We start from the raw sequence: 16,284 nt of genomic DNA, 5'->3' as shown, positions 1-16,284 counted from the left end.
CAATGCAAACCGTAATAACATAGTTCTTCTCATCGACTATTGGTGCGGAATGTAAGAAAATGGAGACAATCGTAGAGATTTGCAATAATCACGCACGAACGAGGCCAGAAAAGACCGCCTTGATAATGCTTGACGAACGAGGCGAAGAGGCCGAGCGGCTGAGTTATTCCACTTTGGACGAAAAGGCGCGCTGCATTGCCGCCCGATTGCAATTGCGATACGAAGTCGGAAATCGCGCGCTGATGTTATTTCGTCCTGGCCTAGAATTTATTGTTGCTTTTCTAGCCTGCCAATATGCGGGCATGGTTCCGGTACCGGTATCGTTGTCTTCGCGCAAGCCCCATCACTTGCGCCGCATCGAGCATATCAGTATGGACGCGGGCATCGCTCTGGTCATTACGGCATCTGACTGGCAGGCGGATATCCATGAGTGGCTCAAGGACAGTCCGTTGGGAGATCTCGAATGCCTTGTGCCACACTGCGCCAAACCGGGACCCGAGTGGGTGGTGCCCACGCTGGCGGCGGACGATCTGGCGTTTCTGCAATATACCTCGGGGTCTACAGGTAATCCTAAGGGTGTAATGGTGACGCATGCCAATCTCATTCACAACGAGCAGGTCATCAAGTACAAGTATCAGCATGACGCGGATGTTGTGGTGGGCGGGTGGCTTCCATTCTACCACGATATGGGTTTGATTGGCCTGATCCTTCAGACAATCTATCTTGGTGCGTCTTTGGTGCTGATGGCGCCGGTCTCGTTCGTCAAGAGGCCGGCCAATTGGTTGCGTGCGATCAACCGGTATCGCATAAGTTCTTCCGGCGGTCCCAACTTTGGCTTCGAGCATTGCGTCGCACGGATCCGCGATGAGGAGATTGAGGGAATCGACCTGTCCTGCTGGCGGATTTGCTTCAACGGCGCGGAACCCGTGAAGTATTCGTCGATGCGTGCGTTCGCAGATCGATTCTCGAAATATGGATTCCGTTACGAAAGCTTTTACCCATGTTATGGTCTGGCGGAGGCAACTCTGTTCGTGTCTGGAGGGACGCCTGGCGTGGCGGCAAGGCAGATGTGCATCAATCGCGATGAGCTGGAACTCAATCGGGTAGTGCCGGTGGTCGAGGGCCATCCGCTGGCGTATACAGTAGTAAGTAGCGGGCGGCCCCACGATCTGGAAGTGGCAATCGTTGACCCGTCCACAGACTCCCGTTTGGGCGAGCGTCAGGTAGGCGAGGTGTGGGTTCACGGCTGCAGCGTGGCGTCTGGCTACTGGCAGGATCCTGACAAGACCAATGATACGTTCCGGGCAAGCGTGGCGGGCGAACTGGGCACGCACTATATGCGTACCGGTGATCTAGGCTTTCTGGACGGGAGCGAGCTGTACATCACAGGCCGCATCAAGGATTTGGTAATCATCAACGGCCGCAACATCTATCCGCAGGATATCGAATACCTGACCAGCCGGATCAACAGCCGGTTTGCGGCCGGCCTGTCTGCAGCTTTCGCGGTCGATGGCGGAACCAGTGAGGCGGTGGTGATCGTGCAGGAGGTCAACACACGGGGCGGCGTTGAGCGCGAGACCCTGGTGTCTCTGAGCGAAGCGGTGCGGCGCGAGGTCGCCAATAACTTCGATGTCACCGTCGCAAGCGTCGTCCTGACCTCGCTCGGCACGATCCCTCGTACCACTAGCGGTAAGATCCAGAGAGGGAAGACCAAGGCGCTGTGGGCGAAAGCAGCTCTAGAGCCTCTTTACGAGAGTCGTTTGGCCGGCGGCCAGGCGCATTCGTGGCAGTCTCTGGAACTCTCCACCGAGCAGCGGAGGCGCCGGCGAAAGCCGCCAGTTTCTGCCTAGGCCTACACTACCCCACTATGGAAACGAGATGGATACTTTGCAGGCATTGACCAACAGTTTCGAATCGCGATTTGGTGATCCGATGCGCGCATCAAATAGCTTCAGCTATCCCACATGCGCGGAGCTCGACAACCGCTCAGCCTTTCCGGCTGATATCGCCGCTAGTCTCGACGATTGGGGGCTACCGCGCTATTACGTGCCGGCTTCGTTTGGGGGCGAGCTTGTGGGCTTTGACGAGCCGTTCCATATTATGCGGCTGGTGGCGCGCCGAGATCTGACAGTGGCGATTGGACATGGCAAGACGATGCTGGGCGCTGTCAGCGCGTGGGTCGCCGGGGCGGATGCCCAATGCCGCGCCGTTGCCACAATAGTTTTGCAAAACGAGGTCGTGTCGCTTGCGTTGACCGAACGCGAGCATGGCAGCGACGTATCGGCCAGCTCGACCTACGCGACCCTAATGGCGGACCATTACCTGCTCAACGGCGAAAAATATCTGATCAACAATGCCACGCGCTGCACTTTGGTGACCGTGTTCGCGCGCACCGCCACGGCACACGGCGGACGCGACTTCAGCCTGTTCCTCGTAGATAAGACGGCTCTCCCCATGTCGAGTTTCAGCGTGCTGCCGAAGAGCCTGACGCACGGAATTAAGGGTGCCGACATCAGCGGTATTCGTTTTAACAATGCCCCAGTTGCGGCAGACGCGATTATCGGCGGTGTTGGGCGCGGCCTGGAGGTCGTGCTAAAAGGCTTTCAGATTACTCGCACGCTGTGCGCGGCTTTGTGCTGTGGGGCGGGCGACCATGCCCTGAGGCTCGCCGCGCGCTTTGCGGCGCAGCGCCAACTCTATGGCAAAACTCTGGGATCACTGCCGATAATCCGCCGGACTCTCGGCCAAGCCTGCGCTGACGTGCTTGTCGCAGACGTCGTGGGTCTGTTCGCCAGCCGGGCAATCAACGTGTTGCCGGGGCAGATGAGCGTCATTTCGGCGGCAGTCAAGGCATTTGTTCCGCCACGCATCGAGTTTGCGGTCGAGAGTTTGGTGGACGTTCTGGGCGCGCGCGCCTATGTCGACGCTGAGGGGGAGTACGTCAGTTTCGCCAAGCTGCTGCGGGACTGCCGGTTGGTTAGCATGTTCGACGGCAACACCGTTGTTAACCTGCAGGCATTGATGTTGCAGTTGGGGCAGATCGGTCGCCGGCGCGGGCAAGCGGAGCCGCGGGATGCCTCGCTGCGAGCTTTATTCGACCTTGGCGCTCCATGTCCACCGCTTGTTCGGGGCCAATTGGCGCTGTCGAGCCGAGGGCAGGATACGATCGTGTCCTCCGTGCTGGACGCCAAAGGGAAGCTGAGTGAAATGACCGGCGTGGCGGAGGATGTGGCGAAACAATTGCAATCCTTGACCGGGTTCTTGATCGAGAGACTGATCGAAGTCGATCTATTTTTCAGAGACAATGTGGTCCCCGCACGGAAGGTCGGTAAACCATACTTCGATATGGCTGAGTCTTATTGCAAGGTCTTCGCCGCGTCGTGCTGCATCCAGGCATTCCTTTACAACCGCGGGCGCGTTCACGCAACGCTGCGCGATGGTGCATGGCTTGCCGAATGCCTTACGCATCTGCTTGACCCGGCGCGCGCGAGCTACGAAACTCTGCTTCAAAACCTCGACGTGGCCGTTCGCGAGAACGTGCTGATATCGATTTTTCCGTTTTCGCTGGCTCGCGAATTGGCCGAAGAGGTGCACCCTTGACTCTCGATACCACGATCGCGCGTATCGAAGCACTACTTTACAACGAGCCGTGCTTTACCAGTGCTGCCTTGTTGGCGCACGACGAGACAGCCACGCTGAACGAGGCGGCCGAGGCAAAGCTGGACGCCATGGGCGTTTCTTCCATGCTGGTGGGCGACGAAGGTGACGGCATCCCCGCCAGCATGCCTAAGCTGATGGGTTTGCTGCGGACCGTCTGCGGTAAGGATCTCGGATTCGGTCTCGGCTACATGATTACCACTTTCATGGCGGCGACCAATGTGTGGCAGGCGGGGTCCGCGGTGCAGCGCCGGCGCCTGAGTGATTGGCTGCGCGCGGGGCGGCGCGTGTCGATAGCCTACCACGAATTAGCGCACGGTAACGATATGCTGGGCAACGCCCTGTACGCCACGCGGACGGAGGGCGGCTATCTTCTAAACGGAAGTAAATCAGTTATCAACAATATCGGCCGTGCCGCTGCTCTGGTGCTCCAAGCGCGCACCGACAAAGCGCCAGGCGGACGCTCCCACTCCCTGTTTCTTATCGACAAGGCAGATCTAGACCCGAATTGTTTCGATATCCTTCCTCGAGTCCAGACGGATGGCGTGCGCGGTTGCCAGATTGCGGGGATTCGCTTTCGCGACTGCTTTGTCGCGGATGCGTATTTGATGGGCAAGGTGGGAAGCGGAACGGACCACGCTTTCCACGCATTTCAAATAACCCGTGGCCTGTTGCCCGGCGCGAGCCTGGGCGCGATCGCGCGGGCGCTCGATACGACCGTGCGCTATGTTGGGACGCGGCGCCTCTACGGCGCGACCGCGCTCGACATTCCGCACGTCCGCGCGCAATTGGCCGAATCCTGGATCGAACTGATGCTAGCCAAGCGGCTTTGCAGGGCCTCCGCACGGGGGCTCCATGTAGTGCCCGAGGAGATGAGCATACTCGGGTCTGTGTGCAAGTTCATCGTCCCATTGCGCATGCGCGCGGTGCTCAAACGTCTGGCGCTTGTGCTAGGGTCCCGCTACTACCTGCGCGAAGGGGAGGCGGCGCTGTTTGAAAAGGTGGTGCGTGACTATCCCGCAGTCAGCCTAGGCCACGCCAGTAGCCTGAGCTGTCAAGCCGCCATTATTCCGCAATTGCCACAAATCTTGCGACGCTTTTATGGAGGGACGATAGAACAGTCAGAATGGACAATGGCTCTGTTCGACGATTCGCCGCTGCCACGATTCGATATCGGTCGGCTTCGTCTTTCCTGTGCCGGCAAGGACACGCTGCTCGGAAGTCTTCGGCATTGGCCGCGCCGGTTGGAAGGCATGCGCGGAGACGGTGTGCTCGACGAAACCGACTACGCCCAATTGCAACGTCTGGTCACGGCCTTGGAGCAGCAGGTGGCTGGACTTCGCAAAAGCAGGTTCGAGCCTCACGATGAGGCAGCATTTGAAGCGACCCGCCGCTATGCCTGGGTGCAGTGCGCAATGGCGGCCTTGGGGGCATGGATGGGTGGCTGGGCGACTGGCGTAGCCACCCATCCGAAGGTCATGGCCTGCTTGCTCGATTTTGTGTTGCATCAGATTGCGCAGACCCCTTTTCAGATCGATCCGTCGATCGAGCGCGAGCTGGTCGACGATTTGATCGGGCGCGCCAAAGCAAGCGCCTAAACTTTTTTGTCACCCATCACGTAGAGAACACAAGCCATGTCTGTCAACTACAGTAAAACCGCGATCATTGATTTCATACTCGATAAGGTGTCGCCTCAAATCGGCATAGCCAAGCACATCATCGACGTGGATGCGCCGCTCGCCTCCTATGGCGTGGACTCGGTCAACGCCATCAGCCTGTGTGCCGATCTGGAGGATTGGCTGAAGGTGCCGGTCGATACGACGATCGCCTGGGATTATCCAAGCATCGAGAAGATGGCGGACTTCCTGACGGGTGAAGTGGCGACGCGTGCGTCGGAATCGGCGGCTTAGGCGTTGGAGTCGTCCAGGCCAGTCAAGGCAATAATCAATATGCACAAAAAGGAACAACGCATGGAGCGAATCGCCATCGTCGGCATCAGCTGTCAGTTTCCTGGTGCCGACAACCCTCAGGCGTTTTGGAATCTGATCCGAGACAACCGGGTCGCGGTGCGGGATGGCGCCCACGGCGGGCGCTTTGGTCGCGCGGGCGGTTACATCGACAGTGTGGAAGAATTCGATGCGAACTTCTTCGGGATTTCGGCGCGGGAAGCGCAATTGATGGACCCCCAGCAACGGCTGCTGTTGCAGAACGCGTGGCATGCCATCGAAGATGCCGGCATCGCGCCGCACACGTTGCGTGGTAGCCGAACGGGCGTGTTCGTCGGGGCCATGTCCAACGACTGGGCACACATCTACCTGCCCGACACCGACAATCTCAATAGCCAGACGGTGACCGGCAATGGCTTGGCGCTGCTGGCGAATCGACTGTCCTACCAGTTCGACTTTAAGGGTCCGAGCTTGACGCTGGATAGCGCCTGCTCGTCCTCTCTGGTTGCGCTGCACTACGCCATTCACAGCCTGCGGGCTGGCGAGTGCGACTACGCACTCGTTGCCGGCGTCAACGCCATCGTCACGCCAACCCTCCAGGTGTTCTACCAACGGGCGGGGCTCGCTGCAGCCGATGGACGCTGCAAACCATTTAGCCGCGATGGCGATGGCATCGTGCGTGCGGAGGGTGTTGGCGTGGTACTGATGTGCCGGGCGGACGTGGCTAGCCAACCTTACGCTGTCGTCCGCGCGTGCGCGGTGAATCATGGTGGCCGCGCCAATGGGTTGACTGCCCCGAGCCGCTTCGCACAAGAGTCAGTGTTAGCACAGTCGTACGCGTTGGCCGGGCTAGCGCCCGCGCAGATTGGCTATATCGAGTGCCATGGGACCGGCACCCAGTTAGGCGACCACATCGAACTGCGGGCTTTGCAAAGCGTGCATGGCGCCGAAGCACGCGGCAATCCGTGTCATATAGGCTCGATCAAGGGACTGATCGGCCACACAGAGGCGGCCGCCGGGATGGCAGGCCTCATCAAGGTGGCCTTGATGCTGCGACACGGCCATGTTCCGGCCAGCCTCCACGCCGATGCGCCCCATCCAGTGTTGACCGACGAAAGCCCCGTGCAGCTCGTTGCGCGCGCCTATGACCTGCCGGTAGGTGAGCCCATCTTTATGTCCCTGAGCGCATTTGGTCTTGGCGGCACCAATGCCCATGTGGTACTGGAGCGCACTATGCCGACGGCTACATGCGAACGGTACCCGGCGAGCAATGCCGAACTCTTCCTGTTGTCTGGCCACACGCCCGCCGCACTGGCTGCGGAGGCCGCCAATCTCGCGGCGCAGTTGCGCGCGGCCGGTAGGGTCAACCTACCGGCGTTGGCGGCACGTAGTCATGCGCTACGGCGCTTTCAGCCCCACCGCGAGGCGCTCGTCGCAGGCGATTGCGATGCGCTGTGCGCTGGCTTGGAGGCGCTGGCGAGCGAGTCGGCGCCGCACGATGTCTCGGTAGAGCCGAACGCGCCGGTCGTGTTCTTGTTCACTGGGGACGGGTCGCAATATCCCGGGATGGGGCGTGCCCTGTACGCGCGCCACGCCGCGTTTCGGCAGGCAGCCGACGCCTGCGACGCGCTGTTCCAACCGCTTCTTGGTCAGGCGCTGCTGCCGGTGATGTTCGATGCCAATTTGGCCGGCCTGCTTGGCCATGCGCGGTTCGCGCAGGCGGCGCTGTTCACCTTCGAATACGCCATGGCCCAACTCTGGTTCAGCCACGGCGTCAAGCCTCAGGCGGTAATCGGCCACGGCACTGGCGAATTTGCAGCGGCGTGTCTGGCCAGCGTCTTCACGCTTGCCGAGGCTGTTTCCTTGGTCGCCAAACGCGCGCAATTGATAGATGGGATACCTGTTGGCGGCCAGATGCTGGCGGTAAATAGCGACGTTCAGCCGTTCGTGCCGTTGCTTGAATCGCGTCATCAGACACTAGCGGTCGCAGCGGTCAATGGTCATCAAAATCTCGTGCTTTCTGGTAGCGCAGACGCCATCGCCGCTGCGTGCGCCCAGGCCGAAGGCTTTGCCTTGCGGCATCGCCGGCTAGACGTCACCCACGCTTTCCATTCGCCGTTGATGGCCCCGGTGTTGGCGGACTTTCAACAGCATTGCCGAGGCATTGCCTTCCGGCGGCCAAGACTGCGCTACGCATCGACGCTGACCGGCACGATGTTCGACGGTGTACTAAATGCAGAGTACTGGACACGCCAGACTGTCGAGCCCATCAAGTTCCTTGCGGCCCTCCAGCAACTGGGAATGGACGTGCGACAAGCCGTGGGTATTGAGGTCGGACCAAGCGCCGTGCTGACCGCACTAGCGCTGAGAAGCGGTTTGCCCCAGAAAACGCTCTGGCTGCCGAGCGTCCAGACCGGGCCGGAAGATACTTCGTCACATCTGGAATCCCTGGCGGCACTGTTCCGGGCCGGGCGGCGCTTGCAACTCGATGGTTTGTATGGCCCGGTCGGTGAGGAGCGCTTGCCGCCCTACGCCTTCGCTCGCGAACGTATCGTGCATGAAGGGGTGCGCGATACCATGCGTCAGCATATCGCAACGGTGTCGGTGCCCAGGCCTGACATGGCCGCGCAAGAACCGGTCAACGGGACGCGTCTGACCTACCGCTACCTATCTGCCGTCCTGGCTTGTAGCGTCGAGGCGATCGCGGCTGAAGCACGGCTATCGGAGGACCTCGGTCTCGATTCCATCACCCTGGTCGAGCTGATAGAAAATCTGAATAGCCACCTGCCACCGGAGCGCGCACTTCGCTTTGAGGATGCGATCGGAATATCAACAGTGGGCGATCTGTGCGAACATATGGATGCCTTGGCAATCATCTGAGCACTTACGTTGACGCTTGGCTACCATGCGTTATATGGAATACAGGAATTAATATGACGAACTATATAAACGGGCTAGCCATCAGCCTACCGGGGCTCGCAGTAGACAACCAGGAGTTGGCGAAGTGCTTTTCACTGAACGAAGAGTGGATCAACCTGTTCCTAGGCAATCGTACCCGACACTTTGGTACCAACCTTCGTACCGGCGAGCAGACGCATAGTCTCTGTGACATGGCAACCGATGCCGCGCTTCGCGCCCTTGCCGATGCCGGCATCGCGCGCGGCGATATCGACTTTGTCATCCTGGCTACCGCTACGCCTGACCGGCTGATGCCAGCGACGGTAAACGAGGTGGCCACGCAGCTTCAGTTACGCGACGTCCAGACCTATCAGCTCCAATCGGGGTGTTCAGGCGCCATTCAGGCACTCGATTTGGCCAACGTGCTGTTGCAGAGCGGTCGCAACAGGTGCGGCCTAGTAATTGGCGCAGACGCTTGCAACAAGTTTATCGACCCAGCGGCTGATTATGGTAAGGCTAAGTCGAGCGAGCTTATCAATTACGCGCTGTTCGGCGACGGGGCGGGCGCCGTCGTGCTGTCGTCGGTGCGCGGTGCCAGGCAACTAGCGCTCTCCCACGTACACTATACCTTCACCGACCGGGGCTGGGCGCCAGGGCAGGTGGTCGAATGGCGCGGCAGCCGCGCCGAACAGGGGGAAATGTTGCGGGAAGACTACAAGGCCATTGAGGCGAAGGTGCCGGTGCTGGCCGAAGAGGTGTTGCGGCACCTGCTCGGCTGTTTGCGCGCTAGCATCAGAGACGTGCAATGGTTCCTACCACCGCAGTTGTCGGGACGGATGACCCAGCAGCTCGTCGATCGTCTCGGGTTGCCCGAATCGCGCGCGATCAACTGCGTTGCCGACACCGGCAACAACGGCAATGCCTTGGCGTTCTTCCAGCTTGCCCGCCTGGCCGATGTGATCGAACCTGGGCAGCGTGCCGTCGCCATTGCCATCGAATCCTCTCGTTGGTTGCGCGCGGGCTTTATCCTGCATAGCGAGTCCGTATGATCCCCCGCGCCAATAAATCGATCGGGCAGACTGATCCGCGCGCCGCCGTCGCGGCGATCCGAGCCGCTGGGTGGCCCAATGCACAAATGCCGCGATTGAGGGAACTGTTGCGTGGCGCTGCCGATGCTGTGATGCAAGTCAAGCTTGGCAAGCTGTGTCGAACGATCAATCGCGAGCACTATTTAGCTGAAGGTGGCAGCGAGATCAAGATTGCCGTCACTGGTAATTTCTCTTGCCAGGCAATCGACGATTTGCTGCGCACGCGCCTTCTCGGTCGCGGGCTGCTGCCTGCGATCCATATGTGCGATTACAATCAATACAGTTACGACCTGCTGGACCAAGGCAGCGCCTTGTATCGCTTCCAGCCGGACTTGACGCTATGTCTTCTGGATGAGCATTGCGTGCTCGATGAAATGCCCGATGAATGGCACCCGGGGCAGTTTTCTCAGGCGCTGGTGGTCAAGCTGGCGCAGTTGACCGACTTGGCGGAGCGCTACGGCCAGCACGGTAGTGGACTCTTGGTGTTCAATACGATTGCTTTGAGCGGCGACACCCTCCGCCAGCGGCTCGATTATCGCGGACGGGCGCGCATCAGCCGGGCCTGGGCGGAATTCAATGCCGGACTATGCGCACTGGCCGAGCGCTTAGCACATGTCTTCATTCTCGATACGCATGTGCTGCTGGCCGACGGCGTCGCCCTGCGCAACGCTAGACTGAGCTTCTACGCGAAGCTGCACCTGGGCGACGAGTTGCTGGCCGCCATTGCGACGGAAGTGGCCGACCTTGCAATGGCGCGGGCCGGCAAGGCGCGCAAGTGCCTGGTTCTGGACCTGGATAACACGCTATGGGGTGGCGTCCTAGGCGACGATGGAATCGATGGGATCGAACTGTCAAACTCCGCGGCCGGCGAGGCCTTCGTCGCATTTCAGCGAGTGATTCGCCGCTTGGCTACGCAGGGCGTTTTGCTCGTAGTCTCCAGCAAAAACGATGACGCCAACGTCAGGCGACTATTGGCTGAACGCACCGACATGGTGCTGAAGGAAGACGACTTCGCGGCGATCTACGTGGGGTGGGAGCCCAAGAGCGCGGCGCTGGCCGAGATCGCCGGCTCGCTCAACATCGACAGCGACAGTCTCGTCTTCGTCGACGACAGCGCCTTCGAGCGCGCCGAGGTTGGTGCGGCCCACCCCGATGTGGAGATCCTTGCGCTTGGCGAGGAGCCGGCCGAGCACGTCGGCGTATTGTTGCGCGCCCATGCGTTTGAACAGCTTGAATTAAACCATGAGGACTACCTGCGTCGTACGCGCTACAAGACCGAGGCAAAGCGGCAGGACCTACTCAAGAATAGTGGCTCGGCCGACGACTTCCTGCGTGGGCTGGCATTGACGCTGCGACTGTTCCCGCCGGGCGAAGGGGACCTACCGCGCGTGTCGCAACTGACCTTGCGCACCAACCAGTTCAACTTGACAACGCAACGCATGACGGAACCCGAGGTGCGGCGCTATCTCGACCAGCCGGGGCACGGCATAGTGGCCATGCACTGCGAGGACCGCTTCGGTGACCAAGGCCTGATTGGGTGTGTCTTTTATCGCGTCCACGACGACGTGCTACACATCGACAACTTTTTGCTGAGTTGCCGCGTGTTTTCGCGTGCGATCGAAACGGCGGCCTTGCTGCACCTGCTCGGCTGGGCGAAGCGGCTTGGTTGTAGCGAGGCAAGCGCGTGGTTTGTACTCACTGCCAAGAATGGCAATTTCGCCACCTTTTACGACAGGCACGGATTCGAGGTGGTCCAAGAAGGCGACACAACGTCGTACCGCCATGCGCTCGATCGGATTGGCCTCCTGCCTGACCATTTGCGCATCGTCGCAACCTACCAGGAGCAGTACACATGCTTGACGAACTGATTTTTCTCGACAGGGTGAACGAGCACATGGGCACCGATCTGAGCACAGCCGATCTGGATCGACCGTTGGTTAACATCGATGACTGGGACTCGCTGAACGCCGTGCGGATGATGACGCAGTTAGAGCGCTCATTCGGCATACGGGTGCCAATCGCGCGTTTCATCGAAGCAACCAGCCTGCGCCAGATCTATGCTCTGATCGGCTCGATAGTACCGGCATGAGCGACGCTTACACCTTTCCGCGCGAGCGCCGCCACACGCTGTTTTTTCTTGAGCAAGCGACTGCCTATCGGCCTGTATATCTTGACACCGAGATCGATATGAGCCAGGTCATCGCCCATCGCAAAGTCTGTAGCGTCAAGCGAAGCTATATCGCCTACGTGATTCAGGCCGTGGGGCGCGTCGTTGCCCGATTTCCTGAAGCCAATGCCATGATCACCGGACGCTTATTCCCGCGCCTGTCCCGACTCCCTGGTGTCGACGCCAAGTTCACCCTCGACAAGCCGCTGAACGGCCAACGTATCGTTGTGTCTGCGGTAGTCAGAAACGCCGATCGCGCCACGCTGGACCAGATCCAGCAGCGACTGGACTACTTCAAGCAACGTGAAGTCACTGATTGCCCCGAGTTCGCGTCGCTCTTGCGCCTGCAGCGGCTTCCTGTCTGGCTGGGTCGTTGGATGTTTGCCCGCGCGATGCGTGCTCCCGCCTCAAAAGGGCGCCTGCAGGGCTCGTTCGCCGTTACTTCGTTGGGGCATCAGCCGATATCTCGCTTCGTCCCGCAGGTGGGCGCGACCTTGACACTGGGTGTTGGCGCAATTGTCGACCGTGCCGTGGTAGTAGATGGCGCGGTGCAACTCAAGCCCATACTCAATCTGACGTTAGCATTTGATCATCGGGTGCTGGATGGCGCCATTTCTGCCGAGATACTAGTCGACATCAAGCGTGAGCTCGAAAATTATCGATACGAGGAGCAAGCAGCATGAAGACCGATATATGTATCGTGGGCGGTGGCCCGGCCGGCGCTGTGTTGGCCCTGCAATTGGCGAGGCTCGATGTGGATGTGACCCTGCTCGAGAGCGCGCAAAGTTACGAGCGCTCGTTCCGCGGCGAATCAATGCAGCCGGACACGGTAGGCATCTTCCACGAGTTGGGTATCGCCGAAACCTTGCTGGCGCACGGCTGCGTCGAGACCTACCGCATGGAGATATCCGAACGCCGACGCCTGTTGCTGGCAATCGACTATTCCGATGCCCCCTATCGGCACAAGTTTGTGATGGATATCCCGCAGCCCGTGCTCTTGGAGGCGTTGCAGGCACGCATCGCCGACCATGCCAATGCCCGTGTGCTGCGCGGTGCGGCCTGCACCGGCTTGTTGGAACGCGATGGTCGGGTCTCTGGGGTTAGTTATCGCGGCCATGGAAAAAGCGGCGAAATTGAGTCGCGCGTAGTGATCGGCGCCGATGGGCGCTACAGCCGCGTGCGCGAGATGAGCAAGCTACCATACACCAAGCTGCCAATGAACCGCGACGTACTGTGGTTCAAGGTGCCGGTGCCCGAAGGATGGTCGAATCATACAGCGCATATTATGCTCAAAGGTGCTCGGCACCTGATCCTGCTACCGACGTATCCCGACCTGTTCCGCGCAGGTGTCAATATTGCAAAGAATAGCTTCGCCGGCCAGAAGCGACAGGGTATCGACGCTTTCTACACCCTGGTCGATGGGATCGATCCAGAGTTCGGCAGCCATGTGCGCCGCCATGTGGCAAACTGGAGAGATATCCATTTGCTCGATATCTTCACCATCAACATGCCGTCCTGGAGCCGCGATGGGCTGTTGCTAATCGGCGATGCAGCACACACGGTTACGCCACTGCTGGGCCAAGGTGTGAATCTGGCAATCCAGGACTCGATGGAGTTGGCGCCGATGCTGGCGAACGCGCTGTGCCAGGACCGCCTCGGTTCTGTGCTTTTCGCTGAGTTCCAGGCGAAAAGGCAGCCAGACATCGAGTTCGTGATGAAAGTGCAGATGCGGCAGGAACGGCTGCTGTGCGCCGAATCATCGTGGGCGCAGTTCGTGCGGCGCACCAACTATGCGGCGCTTCACCGTCTGCGCTTCGTCCAGAAAAGGATCAGTGACCGTATCGCCTATAAGCGCCAGCGCGCGATGCTGCATTTCGACGAATGCACAAACAATTCTGGAATGGCGCTCGAATGTGGCTTTACACAAACCAGCACCGTAGAAAAACAATGTGGAGTAAATAGGAGTTGAGATATCTGGATGAATTGAAGGATTTAGTGCATCTGCACAGTCGCGCGCAGGCGATAGACCGCAGGCTGACGGCGGCGGTGCTCGCGGCGATCGAGAGCGCGGAGCACGATGGTGCGGGTAGCTGGACCCAAGCATGGAGCGAAGTGGGTGAGGCTGCGTGGCGCGAACAGCGATGGCTGGATGCCGTCAAGATGTTTAACTTGGCGCGTTTCCCGTTCGTGCAGCGCGAAGGCCAGCGGCGCGCGCATCACGCCTGCGTGGCCTCGTTCGCCGCATGGGTTCACCAAACACGGCAGCGCGTCGAAACGCTGACCATCGCCGGCGGCGCCTTCAAGGCTTATGCGGCCGGACTGGACCATGACTGGCCCATGTTGATCGTCACCGGGGGCATTGTGTCGATTAAGGAGCAGTGGCATCGGTTCCTGCAACTCGCTGAGCGACTCAGACTGTGTGTCGTCGTGGCCGAAATGCCGGGCGTGGGCGAGAATACGCTGTGCTACCACCCCTCGGCGCATGCGATGTATGGCGCGATCCTCGACACCCTGGTGCAGCGCGCCAATACCGCGCATTGCCATTTGCTGGCGCTCAGCTTCAGCGGCCATCTGGCGCTGCTGCATGCGAGCGTGGACCAACGGATTATCGGCGTGACGACTGTCGGAGCCCCGGTCGTCCGATTTTTCCGCGATGAAGCGTGGTTTGCGCAAGTGCCAGAAGTTACCAAGCGCACGCTGGCGCACCTGACCAGATACACGCCGGAAACGCTGTTTGAAGAGATGCGCAACTGGGCATTGCCCGATGATCTGCCGCCGATCACTGTCCCGGTGTACTACCTGCAAAGCAAGTGGGACGAGATAATCCCTGAAGGCGAGGTCGCCGCCCTTGGGTGGCTAGCAAGCGACCTGCGGTCTTATCGCCTGCCAGACGTGCACGGATCGCCAAACCACCTGGGACTCATGTCCTTGTGGATCGTGTCGACCATTCTAGCCACCGATCCACGGCAGCGCATCAAGGCGGGACTGGTGAAACTGGCATGGCGCGTCCGGGCGGCGATGCAAGGTGCCCGAGAATATCGCCATGCATGATCATTGGTTCGCCAACGCTCCGGTTGGAGACGGGCGCTTGAACCTTGTCTGCCTGCCATTTGCCGGCGGCAGCAGCGCCGCGTTCGCTGGCTGGCGTCGCAAGCTGCCAGCCTGGCTTAACGTCTGTCCAGTGGTGCTACCCGGTAGGGAAGGGCGGCGCCACGAATTGCGCGCCCGCGATTTCGCGTCACTTGCGGGAAATTTGGCCGATACAGTTATCACGGCCGTCGACGGGAGAAATTACTGCCTGTATGGTCACAGCATGGGCGCGTGGCTTGCTCACAGCATCGCCGTGGCGGGATCGGCAGCGGGGGTTCCGCCCGCCTGCCTGTGCGTTGGGGCGCAGCACGCGCCGCATCTTGTATATCCGTTTCCGAGCTGTGACCGGATGAGCGACGACAACCTCCTCGAATTCATGCAGGAATTCGACGGCGTCGACGCACAGATGCTTGCGCACGCGGAGTGGGTGCGCTGGATGTTGCTGCGGGTACGCGACGACCTGAAACTGTGTGAAACACATTCACACGAGGCACCCTATCCAGTGCTGGACTTGCCAGTCCATGCATTCGTCGGCCGTAGCGACCGCCTGATCGATCCGTCGTGCATTGCGGCATGGCAGCGCCACACAACGTATCGGCTCGACATGACGCTATTCGACGGTGGCCACTTTTTTATCCGTACGGCAGAGGCCCCATTTCTGCACGAACTTGCCGACAAGCTCGCCAGGTATGCGGGCTCAACAAGCCTGAGTACGCAGCAAACCGACCTGCGCCCGGCACAGGCGACGCACCGCGCGACGACATGATTCACCTACAAGGAGACCGCATGTACGACAAATACATACCCGTCATCCGCTTGGAAAACCTGTTTGCCCTGGCGGCCTGCCTGGCGATCTACCAGCACCTCCGCTATTCCTGGGAAGCCTTCGCTTATGCCTTCCTGCTGCCAGACATCGCACTGTTCGCCTACGTGGCCGGCAGCCGTGTAGGCGCACGCGCCTACAACACCACCCATAGCTATATCGGCCCGGCTTTGCTGGTGTTGCTGGCACCTTGGGTGGACGGTAACCATGCGTTCGCCGCTGCCTTGATCTGGACCGCGCATGTTGCCATGGATCGCAGCCTTGGCTTCGGCCTGAAATCGACTACATCGTTTCGTGATACGCATTTGGGTATGGTCAACTTCAACCGGATGCGCTGACACGCGCGGCATGAGCGATTTACCGTAAAAATGGCGGGGCAGAGGACTGTGTTCACGCTGGCCATTCAACCATATTGATCTCGTGTCGGCGGATAGCGAGCATTTTCGCCCGATGGAGGGGACGACCGTACTTACTACGGAACATTGCCTGTCGCCCGGTCGGGTCCGCTTTGGCGGGCGGCGCAACCTGTACGTGTGCGACAATGCTACGAGCCTGCTCGGCCTGACCGGGGGCCCCTACGTCGGCATTCACAACTCGCGCTGCCAAGATATCTGC

At 60.0% G+C, this 16,284-nt stretch carries 13 protein-coding genes; all 13 read left to right on the top strand.

Going from position 1 to position 16,284, the window contains the following annotated elements; genetic code table 11:
• Nucleotides 1-59: 59 nt before the first annotated feature.
• From C4900_RS10095 to C4900_RS16040, 13 genes are read left to right on the top strand one after another with little or no spacing between them, the layout of a single operon-like run.
• Entirely contained in the window at nt 60-1,850 is a 1,791-nt protein-coding gene (locus C4900_RS10095) for a fatty acyl-AMP ligase (RefSeq protein ID WP_114283029.1), read from the top strand.
• 28 nt (nt 1,851-1,878) lie between these two features.
• The gene (locus C4900_RS10090) at nt 1,879-3,600 is read left to right on the top strand and encodes an acyl-CoA dehydrogenase family protein (RefSeq protein WP_114283028.1); all 1,722 of its coding nucleotides are present in this window, start codon (nt 1,879-1,881) and stop codon (nt 3,598-3,600) included.
• The gene (locus tag C4900_RS10085; RefSeq protein WP_114283027.1) at nt 3,597-5,255 is read left to right on the top strand and encodes an acyl-CoA dehydrogenase; all 1,659 of its coding nucleotides are present in this window, start codon (nt 3,597-3,599) and stop codon (nt 5,253-5,255) included. Before C4900_RS10090 ends, C4900_RS10085 begins: the two co-directional genes overlap by 4 nt.
• Nucleotides 5,256-5,291: 36 nt before the next feature.
• Nucleotides 5,292-5,567: an acyl carrier protein gene (locus C4900_RS10080; protein ID WP_114283026.1), complete on the top strand. Its 276-nt coding sequence runs from the start codon at nt 5,292-5,294 to the stop codon at nt 5,565-5,567.
• A 39-nt stretch (nt 5,568-5,606) separates the two neighbouring features.
• Entirely contained in the window at nt 5,607-8,483 is a 2,877-nt protein-coding gene (locus C4900_RS10075; protein WP_114283025.1) for a type I polyketide synthase, read from the top strand.
• A gap of 53 nt (nt 8,484-8,536) precedes the next feature.
• Nucleotides 8,537-9,550, top strand: a complete 1,014-nt coding sequence (locus tag C4900_RS10070; RefSeq protein WP_065969084.1) for a 3-oxoacyl-[acyl-carrier-protein] synthase III C-terminal domain-containing protein — start codon at nt 8,537-8,539, stop codon at nt 9,548-9,550.
• Nucleotides 9,547-11,457, top strand: a complete 1,911-nt coding sequence (locus tag C4900_RS10065; protein ID WP_114283024.1) for an HAD-IIIC family phosphatase — start codon at nt 9,547-9,549, stop codon at nt 11,455-11,457. Before C4900_RS10070 ends, C4900_RS10065 begins: the two co-directional genes overlap by 4 nt.
• A complete protein-coding gene (locus tag C4900_RS10060; protein WP_114283023.1) occupies nt 11,442-11,678 on the top strand; it encodes an acyl carrier protein in 237 nt (78 codons plus the stop codon). The genes C4900_RS10065 and C4900_RS10060 overlap by 16 nt, the downstream gene beginning before the upstream one ends.
• On the top strand, nt 11,675-12,439 hold the full coding sequence (locus C4900_RS10055) for a 2-oxo acid dehydrogenase subunit E2 (RefSeq protein ID WP_065970588.1): 765 nt from the start codon (nt 11,675-11,677) through the stop codon (nt 12,437-12,439). Before C4900_RS10060 ends, C4900_RS10055 begins: the two co-directional genes overlap by 4 nt.
• Entirely contained in the window at nt 12,436-13,725 is a 1,290-nt protein-coding gene (locus C4900_RS10050; protein ID WP_114283022.1) for an FAD-dependent monooxygenase, read from the top strand. Before C4900_RS10055 ends, C4900_RS10050 begins: the two co-directional genes overlap by 4 nt.
• Before the next feature lie 14 nt (nt 13,726-13,739).
• On the top strand, nt 13,740-14,807 hold the full coding sequence (locus C4900_RS10045; RefSeq protein ID WP_147267177.1) for an alpha/beta hydrolase: 1,068 nt from the start codon (nt 13,740-13,742) through the stop codon (nt 14,805-14,807).
• Complete coding sequence (locus C4900_RS10040) at nt 14,800-15,612, top strand: thioesterase II family protein (RefSeq protein WP_147267176.1); 813 nt, start codon at nt 14,800-14,802, stop codon at nt 15,610-15,612. The genes C4900_RS10045 and C4900_RS10040 overlap by 8 nt, the downstream gene beginning before the upstream one ends.
• A gap of 20 nt (nt 15,613-15,632) precedes the next feature.
• Entirely contained in the window at nt 15,633-16,007 is a 375-nt protein-coding gene (locus C4900_RS16040; protein WP_065972272.1) for a DUF4260 domain-containing protein, read from the top strand.
• Nucleotides 16,008-16,284: the final 277 nt, after the last annotated feature.

Source organism: Acidiferrobacter thiooxydans, from assembly GCF_003333315.1.
In the GTDB taxonomy this organism is placed as follows: domain Bacteria; phylum Pseudomonadota; class Gammaproteobacteria; order Acidiferrobacterales; family Acidiferrobacteraceae; genus Acidiferrobacter; species Acidiferrobacter thiooxydans.
This window is presented reverse-complemented; position numbering and strand designations above follow the sequence as displayed.

Bases quoted from the DNA above. Each gene is read 5' to 3' on its own strand.
- C4900_RS10065 (WP_114283024.1), top strand. From the start codon at position 9,547: ATGATCCCCCGCGCCAATAAATCGATCGGGCAGACTGATCCGCGCGCC.
- C4900_RS10095 (WP_114283029.1), top strand. From the start codon at position 60: ATGGAGACAATCGTAGAGATTTGCAATAATCACGCACGAACGAGGCCA.
- C4900_RS10050 (WP_114283022.1), top strand. From the start codon at position 12,436: ATGAAGACCGATATATGTATCGTGGGCGGTGGCCCGGCCGGCGCTGTG.
- C4900_RS10055 (WP_065970588.1), top strand. From the start codon at position 11,675: ATGAGCGACGCTTACACCTTTCCGCGCGAGCGCCGCCACACGCTGTTT.
- C4900_RS10090 (WP_114283028.1), top strand. From the start codon at position 1,879: ATGGATACTTTGCAGGCATTGACCAACAGTTTCGAATCGCGATTTGGT.
- C4900_RS16040 (WP_065972272.1), top strand. From the start codon at position 15,633: ATGTACGACAAATACATACCCGTCATCCGCTTGGAAAACCTGTTTGCC.
- C4900_RS10040 (WP_147267176.1), top strand. From the start codon at position 14,800: ATGCATGATCATTGGTTCGCCAACGCTCCGGTTGGAGACGGGCGCTTG.
- C4900_RS10075 (WP_114283025.1), top strand. From the start codon at position 5,607: ATGCACAAAAAGGAACAACGCATGGAGCGAATCGCCATCGTCGGCATC.
- C4900_RS10070 (WP_065969084.1), top strand. From the start codon at position 8,537: ATGACGAACTATATAAACGGGCTAGCCATCAGCCTACCGGGGCTCGCA.
- C4900_RS10080 (WP_114283026.1), top strand. From the start codon at position 5,292: ATGTCTGTCAACTACAGTAAAACCGCGATCATTGATTTCATACTCGAT.
- C4900_RS10060 (WP_114283023.1), top strand. From the start codon at position 11,442: ATGCTTGACGAACTGATTTTTCTCGACAGGGTGAACGAGCACATGGGC.